Consider the following 16,412-nt stretch of genomic DNA (forward strand, 5'->3'; position numbering starts at 1 on the left):
CGGCTCGACCGAAGCAGTCCTCAGGCCATTCCCTGCGAGACTAACGCACCAGCCGGATAGCGCCCGGGTAGTAGATGCTCTTGTCGGCAAGCTCCGTCGTGCAATCCATCTTGAATGTGCTGTTACCGGTCAGGGTGATTTCCTGGGCGATCAGCCGGATGCACTCGCCGCTCGTTGCGCCATTGCCCGAATATTGCAGTTCAGCAGCGTCGGGGAGGTAGACGATACCGGTCAAGGACGACCGGCTGTTGCCGTTGATGATCGCGGTCTCCACATTTCCATGCTCGGCGACGATGGAGAACCCGGCCCAATCGCCTACGAGCGACGGCGAGATATTGAACGTTGCAGAGCCGTTGATGCTGAGCACGGCGCCGTTCATGAGGAAGAAAGTGACGCCGGTCCCTGTCACATTGGCCTGGCTGCCGAATTCGAGACGCCCGCCATCGATGATGTAGTTGCCGGAAAGGAGTTTTACGGCGCGTTTGATGTCCAGGCTGTGATAGGTTCCGGGCTTCAATGTGACGACGTAGCCCTCATTGTTGTTCTTAGGCGTCTTGCCGGTGCCGTTACAGTCGCCATTGCCGCCGCCGCCGGCGATGAAGTCCTGTCCGCAACCGGAAAGATCGACCCACGCCGATGTTTTTGGCAGGACCTTGTTCTTGAACGGGTCGGCCACGCGTGACGCGCCTTCCATCGCCTGGGCGCAAGCAAGTTCGACCGATAGCGGCGAACTGTAAATTCCGCCGGCGGCGTAAAGACACTCCGCCTTGAGCTTGCCTGTGCCGCCGACATAGATCGATTGATCGTCGTTGGAGTCCGAGATGACGGTGCATCCGGTCAGATCGACGGCTGCGCTGCCGCTGACTTCGAATGCCCGGTCGGCCGTGTTATGCAGTGCCAGAATACAGGCTTCCGCGCTGGCCGCGCGCGCCGCAACGGCCTGGCGCCGGATTTTGAGCGGCAGGCGCTCCAGGAACATCGGCTTATAGTCGAAGCTGAATTCCGCTGCGGCGACGTCTTCGATCGTGCTGTGCGTGAACGCGACGGACAATGCGCCTTGCGTGGGTGTGTCCGCGAGATTGGCTCCGTCGACGACGTTTTCTTGCGGCAGCGCGTAGTTGCTCCAGAAGAACTTCTCCGCCGCTTTGGAGGCTTCGCTTTCGTCCGCGCCTTCGCCGTAGGCTCGCACGGAACCAAGCGCGGCGGCGTCCAGCGCAGCCTGCATTTTCTCGGCTTCGAGATAGGCACCGACGAAGTCGAGCGTCAGGCCGGCGGCGGCGATGATGGGGACGATCGCGATTGCTCCGAGGACGGCGAAATTGCCGTTTTTGTCGCGAGCCAATCGACTCAATTGGGCATGGAACTTCGCACGTCTCATTCGTGGTTCCCCCTGGAAGGCCAATATTTCGAAAGGCTAATGCATGTCCACTTCAGAATCCGTTAGTGAGTGCGTGTGTTTTTTAATAAAATTTAATATTTTCTGAGTTTCAGGTGAGAAGAGCATGTATGACCGCCCTTCACGCCCAGTCATGCGGAAGCTGAAGGCACGTGTCCGGTACAGATGTATAAAATTCTCGATAATCAGCAGATGGGTATTTAACTACAACCGCGAGAATATCGGGCGAAGGCCGCTGGGCGCGCCCCGAGTTTACCAATTCAGAAAGCTCAGCTCGTCTTTCCTGTCCCCATCTTTGAGGGGATGGAAACCGGGCAATGGCGATATTGGTAACGGGCGGGGCGGGTTACATAGGCAGCCACATGGTGTGGTCGCTGCTCGATGCGGGCGAGTCTGTCGTGGTGGTCGACAGGTTGTCCACAGGTTTCCGCTGGGCGATCGCGCCGGAAGCAAAGTTCTATTTCGGCGACGTCGGCAACAGGACGCTGCTTGGCAGGATCTTTGCGGAAAACGAGATCGATGCGGTCATCCATTTCGCGGGATCAGCGGTCGTTCCGGAATCTGTCGCCGACCCGCTTGCCTACTATGAAAATAACACGGCGAACACGCGCACGCTGGTCGCCGCGACGATCGCGGCCGGCGTTCGCCATTTCGTGTTCTCATCGACCGCGGCGGTCTACGGCACTCAGGATACTGCCGACCCGGTCAAGGAAACAGCCACGTTGCGTCCCGAGAGCCCCTATGGCCGTTCGAAGCTGATGTCGGAAATCATGCTGCAGGACGCCGCTGCCGCTCATGATTTCCGCTACGTGGTGCTGCGCTATTTCAACGTCGCCGGAGCGGATCCGCTCGGCCGCGCCGGGCAATCGACTGCGGGTGCGACTCATCTGATCAAGGTCGCCTGCGAGGCCGCTCTCGGCATACGCCGCAAGGTCGATGTCTACGGAACCGATTATCCGACCGCGGACGGTACCGGCATTCGGGATTATATCCACGTTGCCGATTTGGTTACGGCACACAAGGACGCGCTCGGCTATCTAAGAGGCGGCGGCGAACCACTGACGAGCAATTGCGGTTATGGCAAAGGTTTTTCGGTGCTGCAGGTTCTCGACGCGGTGCGGCGGGTGTCGGGGCGTGATTTCCGTATAGACTATGCACCGCGGCGTCCGGGCGACGCCGCACAGGTCGTCGCGGACTCCTCGCTTGCGCGGCTGAAGCTCGACTGGGTGCCGACCCATGCAAGCCTCGAAGACATCGTCCTGAGCGCCTTCGACTGGGAGCGGTATCTCAGCCGCAAGAACAGCTACGACAAGGCGGTCTGAAGAATTGGCCGGGACCGCGGTGTCGGCTGCGATGGCGGCAATTGTCAGGTAGCGGGCTACTCCTCAGCCTCGCCGAGCAGGCGGCGTTCGTGCGCAATGGCATGATCGATCAGCTGGGCCCAGATGCCCTCGTAGAAATCGGGGTCGAGGCCGAGTTCGCTCGCGTGCCTGCGCGCATTTGCCCGCACTTCGGCCACGCGTGCCGGGATATCGGCTTTCAATTTGAGCGGACGCTTTATCTCGGCCGCGCGATCGATGTAACCCCAGCGCTCCGCAAGCAGCTTCATCAGGGCGCGGTCGAGCCGGTCGATCTCGACACGCACATCCGCCATTGTCGTGCATTCTGCGGGGGTCTTCTGCATCGCTTGTCCAGCTCCTGCGGGGCGGAAACCGCCCGACTGCATGTTTCCTTGAATCGTAGCGATCCAAGGACAAAACACGCAGAGATTCAAAGGCTACAGCGCCCTTTGGGCGTCTGATAGGACGCGCGGCGCCGTAGGGTTCGTTGCGGCCGAACTGCTAGCAAAGCGAAGCGTGGCTGAGAAGAGGCAAAACGACCGCAGCGACCTACAGCGCCACGCGTCCAATCGGAAGCGCTAAGGGCGCTCTAGCAATTTGAATGGCTGCATGATTTTGTCCTTAAATTGATTCGATTTAAGGAATCATGCAGTGGCGGATGAGGAAAATAATGTGCGGTTTACCACCCGCATCCCGCTCAAACTTATGATGACAATTACGATGATTTTGGATCGATTCGATCCGGCACTGCGGCTCCCGGAGTGGTCACCTCGGCGGGTGATCGCCGGGGAGGAGGGTGCGGTCCTGTCTCCGCCGACGATCGCCCGCCGATGTGTATGAAGACGCTAGGCCTTCAAACTTGAGCGAGGCTTTTATCGCTGACGGCAGCACACCTTATCAGGCGCACACAAAGGCTAAGTGCCCAGCACCAGTTTGATCGCGAGGCCGACGATGCTGACTGCAGCCACCCCTGCAAGCCAGAGCGCGACAAACCAGAGAAGCTTCCGGGCCGTGCCGTCCGCACGCATCAATGGTAGCCCTCCTCCGGATCGACTTTGCCGCGAAAAACCCAATAGGCATAGCCGGTATAGGCGAGAACGATCGGTACGAGCACGAGCGCCCCGGCAAGCAGGAAGGCAAGGCTTTCCGGCGGCGCGGCCGCTTCCCAGATGGTGAGCGACGGCGGCACCATATAGGGATAGAAACTGATGCCGATGCCGATGTAGCCAAGGAGGAAAAGGCCGAGGGCCGCGACGAACGGCTGCGCGTCGTACCGGTCACGAATGCCCTTGATGAGGAGATAGAGGCAACCAAGGACGAGCAAGGGAACGATGACGCTGAAGATTGCAGTCGGCCAGCCGAACCAGCGTTGCAGATAGACCGGCTCGAGAAATGGCGTCCAGAGGCTGACGACACCCATCGCGCCGACCGTCGCAAAGCAGCACCTGAGCGCAATCGTGCGCGCCCGGTCGGCGAGATCACCGTGCGTCTTCATCACGAGCCAGGTCGCGCCGAGCAAGGCGTAGCCGACGACGATCGCGATGCCGGTAACGATGGAAAAGGGCGTCAGCCAGTCCCACCAGCTGCCGGCATAGGCGCGGTTTTCGACCGGTATGCCCTGGACGAGTGCACCGAGTGCGATCCCTTGCGCGAAGGCGGCGAGCATCGAGCCGCCGGCAAAGGCCCAGTTCCACAAAAATTCGGCGCGTTTGGTGCGCCAGCGATATTCGAACGCGACGCCCCGGAAGATCAGGCCGATCAGCATGGCGATGATCGGCGCATAGAGCGCCGGCAGCACCGTCGCATAGGCAAGGGGGAAAACAGCCATGAGGCCGCCGCCGCCGAGCACGAGCCAGGTTTCGTTGCCATCCCAGACGGGGGCAACCGAGTTCATCATCACGTCGCGATCATGCTTCTCGGGGAAAAGCGGGAAAAGGATGCCGACACCGAGATCGAAGCCGTCGAGGACGACATAGGCCAGAACGGCAAAGGCAATGATGGCGGCCCAGATCAGTGGGAGATCAAAGTCCATGATGCGCTCCATGGGATGTGGCGCTTGCCGGGCCGTGTGCGACACCGGCCGCGCGGATCGGGCCCTCGTCCAGCTCTGGCATGGTGTCGCGCGGCAGCCGCGCCATCAGCCGGAGGATGTAGAAGGTCCCCGCGCCGAAGACGAAGAAGTAGACGATGATGAAGGCCAGAAGCGAAGCGGAAACGGCAGGAGCTTCTATCGGCGCGACCGAGTTGGCCGTCAGCAGATGACCGTAGACGGTGTAAGGCTGGCGACCCACTTCCGTGGTTACCCATCCGGCCAGAACCGCGACGAAGCCGGCAGGACCCATCAGTACGGCGGCGCGGTGGAGCCAGAGATCGCTGTCGAGCGTACCGCGGTAGCGGCACCAGAGCGACCACAGCCCGATGCCGAGCATGGCGAGGCCGATGCCGACCATGATGCGGAATGACCAGAAGATCACGGCGATCGGCGGATGCAATTCGGCGGGGACCGTGTCGAGTCCGGCAAGCGGCGCATCAAGATCGTGTTTCAGGATGAGGCTTCCGAGCTTCGGCACCTCGATCGCGTAGTCGATGCGCTTCTCGGCTGAATTGGGGATGCCGAACAGCACCAGCGGCGCGCCGTCGGGATGGCTTTCGAAGTGGCCTTCCATTCCCATCACCTTGGCGGGTTGATGCTCGAGCGTGTTGAGCCCGTGCTGGTCGCCGGCGAGAATCTGGATCGGCGCAACGATCGCCGCCATCCACATCGCCATCGAGAACATGGTGCGGGCCCGGCGTGGTGCCGTCTGGCGCAGAAGATGCCAGGCGCCGCAGGCGCCGACGACGAACGCCGTCGTCAGATAGGCGGCAAGTACCATGTGGACAAGGCGGTATGGGAAGGACGGGTTGAAGATGATCGCCCACCAGTCTACCGGCATGAACTGACCGGCCCCGTTCATCGCAAAACCCGCCGGCGTCTGCATCCAGGAATTGGCGGACAGGATCCAGGTCGCCGAAATCAGCGTGCCGATCGCCACCATGGTGGTTGCGAAGAAATGCAGTCTCGGACCGACACGGTTCAGGCCGAAGAGCATGACGCCGAGAAAGCCGGCTTCCAGGAAGAAAGCCGTCAGGACCTCGTAGCCCATCAAAGGGCCGATGATCGGGCCGGCCTTGTCGGCAAACACGCTCCAGTTGGTACCGAACTGATAGGACATGACGATTCCGGAAACGACGCCCATGCCGAAGGTGACCGCGAAAATCGTCTTCCAGAAGTTGAAGAGCTCCAGATAGACCTCGTCCTTCTTCCAGAGCCAGAGGGCTTCTAAGACGGCGAGGTAGCTGGCAAGGCCGATGGAGAAGGCCGGAAAGATGATGTGGAAGGAGACGGTAAAGGCAAACTGCATGCGGGCGAGCATGGTTGCGTCGAAGGATTCAAACACGACGTGATCCTCTTGGGCGTTACCGAAAAGCCAGGCGCCCGCCTGTCAGCCGGAGCCGTCATTTCATCGTGTGATTGAATCTGAAGCAATATTGCCAAACGTCAATGACGGGCGGATCGCCACGTTGTCACACTGCGGCAATGTTTCGCCCGCGGCATTTTGGGCGCGCGCCGCCTCCCCTGTCATTGAGCAGAGAGCACAGCCATCCTTTTGGCCCGATAGGGATTGTCCAAGACCGAGTGATAGCCGGCGAGGTCCTTGGCGTTCCGGTATACGACGATGGCGCGCCCGTCGGGATGGTCGGCAAACCATTGCGCAAGCCGATGCCGAGGGACATCGTCAACCGGTTTTTGAAGGCGCGCCAGGAACCCCAACTCGGCATGATAGTTCTCGACGAAAGCCCAGTCCTTGTCGCGATTTGCACGCATATAGGCGGCCACCGGCTCCAGATCGTAGCGCTTCAGGATCGTCACCGACGCGATGGCCTGGCCGGCCACGATGGCGACGACCATGATCGCCAGGCCCTGCGCCATTTGCCGGGTAGAGACCTCCTTCAGGCAAAGGGCCATGGCAAGAACGACGGCCGGCAACAGCGGCAGCAGATAATGCGGCTGCTTCTCGCTGATGAGGGAGAACAACAAGAATGTGGGCACGAACCAGCAGACGAGGAACCGGATGCCTTCCGTCTCCCATAAGCCTTCGCGTAGCACCGCAGCACCTCTCCAGAAGCGGGGAAGGAAGACCCACGGGATAAGCGCCGCGGGCAAGAAGGGCAGATAGAAGTAGAAGGGTTGCACGTGGGCGTCGAGCTTTCCGGTCGCCCTCCCGACGGTCTGCATCCAGAGCAGCGCGTAGGCAAACTTGCCGTCGGACTGCTGCAGCACCGGGATGAGCCAACAGAGAACGATTGCGGCCGCTACACCCAGGGCCGCAAGAATTCCGAGGTACCATCTCACCGGTTGCCTCAAATTGCTGGCCCAGAGCGGTGCCAGCAAGATCGGGAAGAGTAAGTGGAGGAATGCCACTGGTCCCCTGGCGAGAACACCGAGTCCCAGGGACACGCCTATAAGCACCACGGAGCGCCAACCCCGCGCGCGCGTATAGACGACCGTGCCGATGAGGGACAGCAAGACGAAGACGGTCAACGTAAGGTCGAAGTAAATGACAGTGCTGTAGGCGAGAAAGGGCGCGCCGGCGACCATGATAATGGCCGTGCGATCACCCTGCCTCTGAAAACCGGGGAACAGCACGCGGCCGAGAGCGACCGTAAGGTATACGCATGCCAGAGACGAAAGCACGACCGGAAGCGTTGCCGCCCAGCGAGAGACCCCGAAAATTGCCCATGAGGCATTGATGAGCCAGAAGAGAAGGGGAAGCTTGTGGTGATAGGGCGCGAAGTTCATCGTCAGCGGCTTGAGCCAGTCCTGGCTGAGATACATCTCCCACGCCACGCTGGTGTAGCGCGTCTCGTCGATGGGCAGGAGCGGCCTGAAGGAAATCGCGGCCAGGAAGAGGATGAAAACGACGAGGGGGAGCCAAACGAGCCTGGTCCACGCGGGAAGGGCCATATGCACGCAGTGTGATTCCGCTGATGTTGCTGCTCTCAACAACATGATCGGAGAACCTGTCTGGTTGCTGTCAGACACTCAAAACAAGGCATCCCGCATTGACCGTTACATGCATGCATTTTAGGTCACGCTGATTTTAGGCCGAATCGACCCAAAAATCATAAACGTGATCGGCTCTAATAAGCTGAGACGCTGGATTCGGGCTGAGAACTGCTTCTAGTGTTGCTCATCCGGCAAGATAGCTCTCTGCGAGCTCGGTCCAGAAGGCGGCGCCGATCGGCAGCAGGTCGTCATTGAAGTTGTAGCCGGGATGGTGGAGCGGTTTCTCGTCGCCGGTCACTCTTGATCCGAGAAAGAAATAGCTGCCGGGCCGCTCCTTCAGCATGTAGGCGAAATCCTCGCTGCCCATGAACGGGCGAGCAAGATCAACAATCTTGTCTGGCCCGGCGAAGCGGATCGCAAGGTCGCGGACGAAATCGGTCTCCCTCTTGTGGTTGATCGTCGCGTCATAGCTACGCTGATAGTCGACGGTGGCGCGCATGCCGAAGCTTGTCGCCTGCGCCTCCGTGATCATTCGGATGCGGCGCTCCAGCTCATCGCGAACGGCGGGGTCAAAGGAGCGAATGCCGACGACGATCTCGGCCCGCTCCGGAATGATGTTGCTCGCGGAGCCGGCGTGAAAGGCGCCGACCGTGACGACGGTCGGGTCCATGGGGTGGATGTTGCGCGACACGATGGACTGCAGCGCCATGACGATGCTGGCGCCGCAGACGATCGGATCGGCGGTCTCCTGCGGTTCGGCGCCGTGACCGCCACGGCCATGGACGGTGATCCGCGCCTCGTCCACCGCTGCCATGATCGGGCCTTCGCGCAGGGCGAACTGGCCGAAGGGAAGGTTCGGTTCGTTGTGGAGCGCGAACACGGCGTCGCAGGGGAATTTCTCGAACAGGCCCTCGTCGATCATGATCTTCGCACCGCCGAAGTTCTCCTCGGCCGGCTGGAAGATGAGATGGATCGTGCCGTCGAAATTCCTCCGTTCGGCAAGCGCGCGGGCGGCGCCGAGCAGCATCGCCGTATGGCCGTCATGCCCGCAGGCGTGCATCAACCCCGGCGTCGTGCTGGCATAGTCGAGACCGGTCTCCTCGTGGATCGGCAAGGCATCGATATCCGCGCGGATGCCGATCGAGCGCCCCCCGGTGCCGTTCCTCAGCGTGCCGACCACGCCGGTCTTCGCAAGTCCAGTCGTTACCGTGTAGCCAAGCGCATCGAGGTGCCGCGCAATGAACGCCGAGGTCCGCGTCTCCTCGAGACCCAATTCCGGATGCGCATGCAGGTCGCGGCGGATCGCCACCAGTTCCGGCAGGGCGTTGTCGATGGCGGCGGAGAGCTTCATGTCAGGCACCACGAGTCGGTATGCGGTTTTCGAAATAGCGGAAGGCGATCACCAGAATGCCCGTAAGGCACAGATAGATCAGAGCAAGCAGCAGCAGCGGTTCGTAGGTGAGATAGGTTTCCTGCCGTACCTTCGAGATGACCGCGTAGACATCGACGACGGTGATCGTCGCGACCAGCGGCGTCGACTTGAGCTGCAATACGGTTTCGCCGTTGAGTGTCGGAAGCGCGCGGTGAATCGCACGCGGCAGCCAGATCCGCCGGAATATCGTCCAGCGGCTCATGCCATAGGCTCGCGCCGCCTCCAGCTCGCCCGCGGGCACGCCGGCAAAGGCGCCGCGCATCACTTCGCCCTCGTAGGCGGCGAAGGAGATGGTGAGTGCGGCGACGCCATACGGCCAGGCTTCGCGCAGATACGGCCAGAGAAACGAGTGGCGAATCGCCGGGAATTGCGGAAACAGCGAGCCGAGCCCGTAATAGAGCAGCCACAGTTGCAGGAGCAGCGGCGTCCCGCGGATGACCGTACAGAAGATCCGGGCAAGGCCCTTGAGATACCAGGGGCCGGTGACCTGGACGAGACCCAGCGGCACGGCAAACAGGAAACCGAGAATCGAGGTGGCGAACAGCATCACCATGCTGACAAGGATGCCGGAGCCGAGCCTCGGCAGGTAGCGCGGCAGCCAATCCCAGCGCATGAGGATTGCGACGGCGACTATGAGTGCGGCGGCGAAGAGGATGAGCACGATACGATGCGGTTTGAGGAAGCTCTCGCCCTTCGGCAGGTCCTCGGGGGTGAAGCCCAGAGCGGGATGAGGAAAAGTGTGAAGCGGTTTTCCGCCCGCATCCCGCTCCAACTTATTAGAATCGATCACATTTGTGATTTTGGATTGATTCAATCCAAAATCAGCGTGATCGAGCGCGTGGGTTGTTTCGTTGGTCATCGCTGCTCCACGAAACCGCGCCTGGCATGCCTTTCCAACGCGCCGATGAAGACGTTGGAAACGAGCGTCAGCGCGAGATAGAGCGCGCCGGCCGCGCAGAAGAAAAGCAGATAGGCCTTGGTTGCGCCGGCCGCCTGGCGGGTTGCCAGCGTCAGCTCGCTGAAGCCGACGACGGCGAGCAGGGCGGTGTCCTTCGTGGCGATCAGCCAGAGATTGGCAAGGCCGGGGATGGCATAGGGCAGCATGGCAGGCAGGGTGACACGCCGCAGGACCTTTCCGGGCGACATGCCATAGGCGCGCGCCGCCTCGATCTGGCCGGCGGGTACGGCCTTGATCGCCCCGCGCAACACTTCGGTCGAATACGCCCCCTGAACGACGCCAATGACGAAGATGCCGGCCATCAGGCCGCTGATGTCCACCGCCTCGAAGCCGACGGCGCCGAGAAGCTGGTTCAAGAGGTCGGTCCCGGCATAGTAGAGGAGGAGAATGAGAACGAGCTCAGGCACCGCCCGGACGATGGTGGTGTAGCATTCGAGAAGATCGCGCGTTACCGGCCCGCCATAGAGCTTGCCGAAGGCACCGCCGACGCCGAGCAGGAGGCCAAGCGCGTAGCCGCCGACCGCGATCTGAATCGAATGGAGAAAGCCTTGCAGCAATACGCCGCCCCAGCCGGGCGCCGAGAGCGAAAGCAGGCTCCAGTTGATGATGGAATCCGCAGCCATGGCGACTTCATGCTCCTTCTGCATAGCCCCCAGCTCGGAGCCGAGCCGGAGAGATGCAGCCAATCAAGGTGTTACAGCGACCATGCGCTCCGAATGGGTGCGCAGCGCTATAAAGCGTCGGCCGGCAGCAGCGGGACTGCCGGCCGAGACGCTTAGCCGCCATAGATGTCGAAGTCGAAATACTTCTTCGAGAAGGTATCGTAGGTGCCGTTCGCGCGGATCGCCTTGATCGCCGCGTTGATCTTTTCCTTGAGCTCGGCTTCGCCTTTGCGCAGGCCGACACCGACCCCCGGGCCGAGGACGGCGAGATCCTGGGCGACATCACCCTTGTAGTCGCAGCATTCATTGCCCTGGTCGCTCTTCAGGAAGGCGTCGAGTGCGATCGCATCCGCCTGCACCGCGTCGACACGGCCGGCGGCCAGATCCTGGTTTGCCTCGTCCTGCGTCTGGTATTCCTTGACCTCCACGCCGGCCGGGGCGAAATGCTTGGTCGCATAGGCCTGATGCACGGTCGAAACCTGCACGCCGAGCGTCTTGCCCGAAAGGCCTTCCGGCGTCGGCTTGATGTCCTCGCCCTTGGTGCCGATGATGCCGGTCGGCGTGTTGTAGTATTTGTCGGAGAAATCGATCGTCTTCAGGCGCTCTTCCGTGATCGACATCGAACCGATGATCATGTCGATCTTCTTGGAGGTCAGCGCCGGGATGATGCCGTCCCACGCGACCGGCGTGATCACGCAGTCGAGTTTCGCCTCGGCGCAGATCGCCTTCATGAACTCGACTTCCCAGCCTTCCCAATTGCCGTTGGCGTCAGGCGAGGTAAAGGGCGGGTAGGGCTCGGCGGCAAAGCCGACCTTGACCGTTTCCGCCTGCGCCGCGACGGCGCCGGTGATCGACAATGCGGCCGCGACCGCCAGGAGTTTCAATGTCTTCTTCATGCTGTTCCCTTTTTTGGTTGTTGAGCATTGCGGAATTCAGTGAATGGAGCTGATGAACCTCTTGAGCCTCTCGGATCTCGGCGCGCCGAAGATTGCCTCGGGCGGCCCCTGTTCTTCGATGACGCCGTTGTGCAGGAAGACGATGTGGTTGGCGACGTCGCGGGCGAACTTCATCTCGTGCGTGACGAGGATCATCGTGCGCTTCTCGTGCGCGAGATCGCCGATGACGGAGAGGACTTCGCCGACAAGCTCCGGATCGAGGGCCGAGGTCGGTTCGTCGAGGAGCATCACCAGCGGCTGGATCGCCAGCGCACGGGCGATCGCTGCGCGTTGCTGCTGGCCGCCGGAAAGGAAGGCCGGATAGGCGTCGCGCTTCTCGTAAAGTCCGACCCTGCGCAGCAATGTTTCGGCTGTCTCGATCGCCTCGGCCTTGGATTTGCCGAGCACATGCACCGGCACTTCGATGACGTTTTGAAGAATGGTCATGTGTTGCCAGAGGTTGAAGCTCTGGAAGACCATGCCGAGCTGGGTGCGGATGCGCTGCACTTGCTTGCGATCGGCGGGCATCAGCCCGCCATGACCATCGGGCTTCATCCGGATTTCCTCACCGTGAACGCTGACGCGTCCGGCCGACGGCAATTCCAGCATGTTGATGCAGCGAAGGAGGGTGGACTTGCCCGAGCCGCTGCCGCCGATGATCGCGATGACGTCGCCCTGTCGAGCCGTAAGCGACACACCTTTCAGCACTTCCAATGGCCCGAAACGCTTGTGCAGGTCAGTGACTGCGATTGCCTGGGCCGTACTCGTCATCGACGCGCCACTCCCGTGGCTCGAAGAGCGTTCCGTGAAGGCATGAAAACAGTTCCCCTGGTCGTTCTCTCGTGCAGCATCTTCGGCTTGTCACGCTGTTTCATTGAGGGGAATGTTGCACTTGTGCCGATATTATTCAAGCGTATAATAACTTCATCACGGTTTTTTTGGCCGTGCTGTCTGAACGAGCATCACCGCAGGAGCAACGCATGAGCCTATCCGGTTCGCTGACAATGACGATCTGGTTTTGCGGCGCTGCGTATCGGAGGCTGCAGTGACGCGTCGCACATTTCATCGCGCCCCCGAGGGCGAGCGGCGACAGGAACTGATCGAGGCGACGCTCGATTGTATCGCTGAATTCGGTTTGAAAGGCGCGACGGTCCGGCAGATCGCGATCCGGGCCGGCGTCACCGCGGGGCTCGTCCGCCATTATTTTGAATCCAAGGACCAGATGGTCGCGGAGGCCTACCGTGCCGTCATCGCTTCTCTCACAGAGAAGGCACAGAACGTCGAAGGCGATCCTGCGACGCGGTTGAGAGAGTTTATCGCGGTCAACTTCACGGAGCCGGTTGCCGATAGCCGCAGCGTCTCGCTCTGGGCAGCCTTCATCAGCCAGGTGCGGGTCGATCCGATCCTCGCCGAGATTCACCGCGAAGGATATCTCGCCTTCCGCAACACCTTGCAGGAACTGCTGAGCGAGTTCCTCGCCGCCAAGGGTCGGCCCGCAAGCGAGGAAGCGTGCCGCCGCTATGCGATTGCGATCAACGGCCTGGTAGACGGGCTCTGGGTCGAAGGCTGCCTGGCCGGCGACCTCTTTCGCGACGGCGAGCTGGTCAGCATCGCCATGGCGTCGGTCGAGGCCGTGCTCGGCCTGCCGATCGAAAATTAAATCGAAATTCGAAAAACGGAGCAAACATTTGCGCTACGCGTCGATCACCTCACGTCTCGCCGATCTCGGTTCCGGCAAATGGACGCTGCACATCCGCGCGCGCCAGCTGAAGGCGGAAGGGGCCGATATCATCGAGCTGACGATCGGTGAGCCGGATCTGCCGCCCGACCGCTCACTGCTTGACGAATGCCAGCGTGCCATGAATGCAGGGCGGTACCGCTACTCGAACGGGCGCGGCGAACCGTCCGTCGTCGCTGCTCTTGCGGAGAAATACCGGCGGCGCCGGGCCGATGTGACCGCGGAAAACGTTCTGTGCTTTCCGGGCACGCAGACGGCGCTCTTTGCCGTCATGCTGGGCCTCGTCGAGACCGGCGACGCCGTGCTCGTCGGCGATCCGCTCTATGCGACCTATGAAGGCGTCATCCGGTCCACCGGCGCCCACTATGTCCTCGTCCCACTGAAACCCGAGTTCGGTTTCCATATGCGGGCGGAGGACCTGGAAAAGGCCATCACGCCGGAATGCCGCGTGCTGCTCCTCAACACACCGCACAATCCGACCGGTGCGGTGCTGACCGCCGCCGAGATTGCCGCGATCGGCGAAGTCGCCCGTCGCCACGACCTCTGGATCGTCTGCGACGAAGTCTATGAGGAACTGGTCTTCGATGCCGCGTTCGCGTCGCCCTTCGACAATCCTGATCTTGCCGAGCGCACCGTGGTCGTCTCGTCGATTTCCAAGTCGCATGCCGCACCCGGCTTCCGAAGCGGCTGGGCGGTCGGTCCTGTCGAATTCACCAATCGTCTGCTGCCGATCTCCGAAACCATGCTTTTCGGCGTGCAGCCCTTCATCGCCGACATGACGGCTTATGCGCTGACGCACGAGATCGACACGGCGAAAAAGATGCGTGAAGCCTACAAGCGGCGCGCCCGGCGCATCGTTGATGGCCTTGCCGATGCGCCGGGCGTCTTTGTCCTGCCGCCGGAAGCGGGCATGTTCACGCTGATCGACGTCTCTGGTACGGGTTTCTCTGGCGAGGCCTTCGCATGGGCGCTGCTCGAAGAGGAAGGCGTGGCGGTGATGCCGGGCTCTTCCTTCGGCGAGGAAGCGCAGAATTTCCTGCGCGTGAGCCTCACCGTGCCCGATGTCGATATCGACGAAGCATGCCAGCGCATCAGCTCCCTGGCGGAGCGCCTGACCGCCCGCAGGGAGCGCCGCGCATGACCGCTGAAATGAAAACCGTAGGCGAGGTCCTTGTCGATCTCCTCGAGGCAAACGGCGTCGAAGTCGTTTTTGGCATTCCCGGCGTACACACGGTCGAGCTCTATCGCGGCCTTGCCTCATCGAAGATCCGCCATGTCACGCCGAGGCATGAGCAGGGCGCGGGCTTCATGGCCGACGGCTATGCCCGCGTCAGCGGCAAGCCTGGTGTGGCGCTGGTCATCACCGGCCCTGGCCTTACCAACACGATTACGGCGATGGCCCAGGCTCGCCAGGATTCGATCCCGATGCTGGTCATTTCCGGCGTCAACCGTCGCGATTCGCTCGGCCACGGCCGCGGCCTGCTGCATGAATTGCCCGACCAGCACGGGATGATGAAGACGCTGGCGCTTTATTCCCACACGCTGCTCAACCCCACCGATTTGCCGCTTGTGGTGGACCGGGCCTTTGCGGTTTTGCTTTCCGGCCGGCCCGGGCCGGTGCACATCGAGATTCCGACCGACGTTATGGCTCTGCGGATCGAGAGCAAGCCGGCGATGCCTGCCGCGGCAACCCGCCCGCGCTCCGATAGTGAAACCTTGCAGAAGGCAGCGATCCTGTGCGCCGACGCCGCGCGTCCGGTGATTCTCTGCGGGGGCGGTGCGCTGACGGCGGAAGCGGTAGTCAGGCAACTCGCCGAGCAGATCGGCGCGCCGGTGGTCACGACCGTCAACGCGCGCGGCATGCTTGCGGGCCACCCCTTACGGGTGCCGGCGAGCCCGAGCCTCAAGGCCGTGCGCGCCCTGCTGCGCGCGGCGGATCTGGTCCTGGCGCTTGGCACGGAGATGGGTCAAACGGACTACGATCTCTACGCCGATGGCGGCTTTCCAGAACTCCGCAATCTGATCCGCACCGACATCGATGCCGCGCAGCTTGCCCGCGGGCCGCAGGCAGCACTTTCCATTCTGTCGGGCGCGAAGATGGCGACGGCGGGCATCCTGGGCTTTCTGCCCGGCCATGTGGGTGTAAAGGACGGCGCGGAGCGTGCGGAAATGGCTCGCAAGGCGGCGCTGAAGGAATTGTCCGCCAAGATGCGTGCGGAAGTGGCCGTGATCGACATGATCTATCGGGTGCTTTCGGATTGCACGATCGTCGGGGATTCCACGCAGGCCGTCTACGCCGGCAACCTCTATTGCGATGCGCCGCGGCAACGGAGTTGGTTCAATTCGGCGACCGGTTACGGGGCGCTGGGTTATGCACCACCGGCGGCGGTCGGCGCGGCCGTGGCGGATCGCGGCAAGCCTGTCGTCTGCCTCGTCGGCGACGGCGGCTTCCAGTTTTCGCTGGCCGAGATCGGCTCGGCGGTCGATGCCGCGGCGAGGGTGATCTTCCTCGTCTGGAACAATGACGGCTATCAGGAAATCGAGTCCTACATGGTCGGCTCCGGTATCACCCCGGAAGGCGTGAAGCCCTCTGCTCCGGACTTTCTCATGACCGCCGGGGCCTATGGCGTCCCGGCGGAGCGGCTGGCCGATGTCCGCGATCTGCCGCGCGCGCTCTCTGAGGCCGCTGCGCGGTCAGGTCCTTCGCTGATTGAAATCCACCAGTCAAAGACCGTCGGCGTCACCGCCTGACAAGGCGACGAACCGAGCCGGATTTGACTTTTCCGCCCCGGAATGGTGTTAAGGGCGCGCACGCTCGAATCCGGCCATGTTCTTTCGCTAGGCTGAAGCAGTCGGGCTGAATTTCGTCTCGCCGGTGTCCCGGTCGAGAAAAAGGGATAGTGT

The 16,412-nt window shown here is 61.8% G+C and carries 14 protein-coding genes; 4 read left to right on the forward strand and 10 right to left on the reverse strand.

The features are described from left to right. Positions 1-40: 40 nt before the first annotated feature. Positions 41-1,378, reverse strand: a complete 1,338-nt coding sequence (locus QA637_RS00900) for a pilus assembly protein TadG-related protein (RefSeq protein WP_153438593.1) — start codon at positions 1,376-1,378, stop codon at positions 41-43. A gap of 335 nt (positions 1,379-1,713) precedes the next feature. Between QA637_RS00900 and galE the strand changes: the two genes are divergently transcribed. Continuing rightward, complete coding sequence (gene galE, locus QA637_RS00905; protein WP_283062976.1) at positions 1,714-2,718, forward strand: UDP-glucose 4-epimerase GalE; 1,005 nt, start codon at positions 1,714-1,716, stop codon at positions 2,716-2,718. 56 nt (positions 2,719-2,774) lie between these two features. Here the strand turns inward: galE and QA637_RS00910 are convergent, their stop codons facing one another. The 9 genes from QA637_RS00910 to QA637_RS00950 all read right to left on the reverse strand — a co-directional run bounded on the left by QA637_RS00910 (position 2,775) and on the right by QA637_RS00950 (position 12,541). Next, the gene (locus QA637_RS00910; protein ID WP_153438589.1) at positions 2,775-3,080 is read right to left on the reverse strand and encodes a chorismate mutase family protein; all 306 of its coding nucleotides are present in this window, start codon (positions 3,078-3,080) and stop codon (positions 2,775-2,777) included. 683 nt (positions 3,081-3,763) lie between these two features. Further along, positions 3,764-4,768, reverse strand: coding sequence for a cytochrome d ubiquinol oxidase subunit II (gene cydB, locus QA637_RS00915; protein ID WP_153438588.1), 1,005 nt, complete (start codon positions 4,766-4,768; stop codon positions 3,764-3,766). Continuing rightward, positions 4,758-6,173 (reverse strand): cytochrome ubiquinol oxidase subunit I, encoded by a 1,416-nt coding sequence (locus QA637_RS00920; protein ID WP_184108420.1) that lies wholly within the window; start codon positions 6,171-6,173, stop codon positions 4,758-4,760. The genes cydB and QA637_RS00920 overlap by 11 nt, the downstream gene beginning before the upstream one ends. A 182-nt stretch (positions 6,174-6,355) precedes the next feature. Continuing rightward, entirely contained in the window at positions 6,356-7,741 is a 1,386-nt protein-coding gene (locus tag QA637_RS00925; protein ID WP_234886851.1) for an ArnT family glycosyltransferase, read from the reverse strand. A 226-nt stretch (positions 7,742-7,967) separates the two neighbouring features. Continuing rightward, complete coding sequence (locus QA637_RS00930) at positions 7,968-9,134, reverse strand: M20 aminoacylase family protein (protein WP_153438583.1); 1,167 nt, start codon at positions 9,132-9,134, stop codon at positions 7,968-7,970. A gap of 1 nt (position 9,135) precedes the next feature. Next, positions 9,136-10,014 carry an ABC transporter permease gene (locus tag QA637_RS00935; protein ID WP_412766023.1) on the reverse strand — a complete coding sequence of 293 codons (879 nt, stop codon included), beginning with the start codon at positions 10,012-10,014 and terminating at the stop codon, positions 9,136-9,138. Positions 10,015-10,070: 56 nt separating this feature from the next. Beyond that, a complete protein-coding gene (locus QA637_RS00940; RefSeq protein ID WP_153438581.1) occupies positions 10,071-10,796 on the reverse strand; it encodes an ABC transporter permease in 726 nt (241 codons plus the stop codon). A 152-nt stretch (positions 10,797-10,948) separates the two neighbouring features. Then, complete coding sequence (locus QA637_RS00945) at positions 10,949-11,731, reverse strand: transporter substrate-binding domain-containing protein (protein WP_153438579.1); 783 nt, start codon at positions 11,729-11,731, stop codon at positions 10,949-10,951. 36 nt (positions 11,732-11,767) lie between these two features. Next, positions 11,768-12,541, reverse strand: coding sequence for an ABC transporter ATP-binding protein (locus QA637_RS00950; RefSeq protein ID WP_153438577.1), 774 nt, complete (start codon positions 12,539-12,541; stop codon positions 11,768-11,770). A gap of 274 nt (positions 12,542-12,815) precedes the next feature. Here QA637_RS00950 and QA637_RS00955 point away from each other — a divergent pair, with 274 nt between their 5' ends. From QA637_RS00955 to QA637_RS00965, 3 genes are read left to right on the forward strand one after another with little or no spacing between them, the layout of a single operon-like run. After that, on the forward strand, positions 12,816-13,430 hold the full coding sequence (locus QA637_RS00955; RefSeq protein ID WP_184108421.1) for a TetR family transcriptional regulator C-terminal domain-containing protein: 615 nt from the start codon (positions 12,816-12,818) through the stop codon (positions 13,428-13,430). Positions 13,431-13,458: 28 nt separating this feature from the next. Beyond that, on the forward strand, positions 13,459-14,649 hold the full coding sequence (locus QA637_RS00960; RefSeq protein WP_153438573.1) for a pyridoxal phosphate-dependent aminotransferase: 1,191 nt from the start codon (positions 13,459-13,461) through the stop codon (positions 14,647-14,649). After that, positions 14,646-16,259, forward strand: coding sequence for a 5-guanidino-2-oxopentanoate decarboxylase (locus tag QA637_RS00965; protein WP_283062981.1), 1,614 nt, complete (start codon positions 14,646-14,648; stop codon positions 16,257-16,259). The genes QA637_RS00960 and QA637_RS00965 overlap by 4 nt, the downstream gene beginning before the upstream one ends. The last annotated feature ends 153 nt before the right edge of the window (positions 16,260-16,412 follow it).

Origin of the sequence: Sinorhizobium terangae, assembly GCF_029714365.1 — a bacterium.
Lineage (GTDB): Bacteria > Pseudomonadota > Alphaproteobacteria > Rhizobiales > Rhizobiaceae > Sinorhizobium > Sinorhizobium terangae.

What these genes read in the sequence shown, in the direction of transcription:
- QA637_RS00900 (WP_153438593.1), bottom strand. Translation starts at nt 1,378, where the DNA reads ATGAGACGTGCGAAGTTCCATGCCCAATTGAGTCGATTGGCTCGCGAC.
- galE (WP_283062976.1), top strand. Translation starts at nt 1,714, where the DNA reads ATGGCGATATTGGTAACGGGCGGGGCGGGTTACATAGGCAGCCACATG.
- QA637_RS00910 (WP_153438589.1), bottom strand. Translation starts at nt 3,080, where the DNA reads ATGCAGAAGACCCCCGCAGAATGCACGACAATGGCGGATGTGCGTGTC.
- cydB (WP_153438588.1), bottom strand. Translation starts at nt 4,768, where the DNA reads ATGGACTTTGATCTCCCACTGATCTGGGCCGCCATCATTGCCTTTGCC.
- QA637_RS00925 (WP_234886851.1), bottom strand. Translation starts at nt 7,741, where the DNA reads ATGGCCCTTCCCGCGTGGACCAGGCTCGTTTGGCTCCCCCTCGTCGTT.
- QA637_RS00930 (WP_153438583.1), bottom strand. Translation starts at nt 9,134, where the DNA reads ATGAAGCTCTCCGCCGCCATCGACAACGCCCTGCCGGAACTGGTGGCG.
- QA637_RS00940 (WP_153438581.1), bottom strand. Translation starts at nt 10,796, where the DNA reads ATGGCTGCGGATTCCATCATCAACTGGAGCCTGCTTTCGCTCTCGGCG.
- QA637_RS00945 (WP_153438579.1), bottom strand. Translation starts at nt 11,731, where the DNA reads ATGAAGAAGACATTGAAACTCCTGGCGGTCGCGGCCGCATTGTCGATC.
- QA637_RS00950 (WP_153438577.1), bottom strand. Translation starts at nt 12,541, where the DNA reads ATGACGAGTACGGCCCAGGCAATCGCAGTCACTGACCTGCACAAGCGT.
- QA637_RS00965 (WP_283062981.1), top strand. Translation starts at nt 14,646, where the DNA reads ATGACCGCTGAAATGAAAACCGTAGGCGAGGTCCTTGTCGATCTCCTC.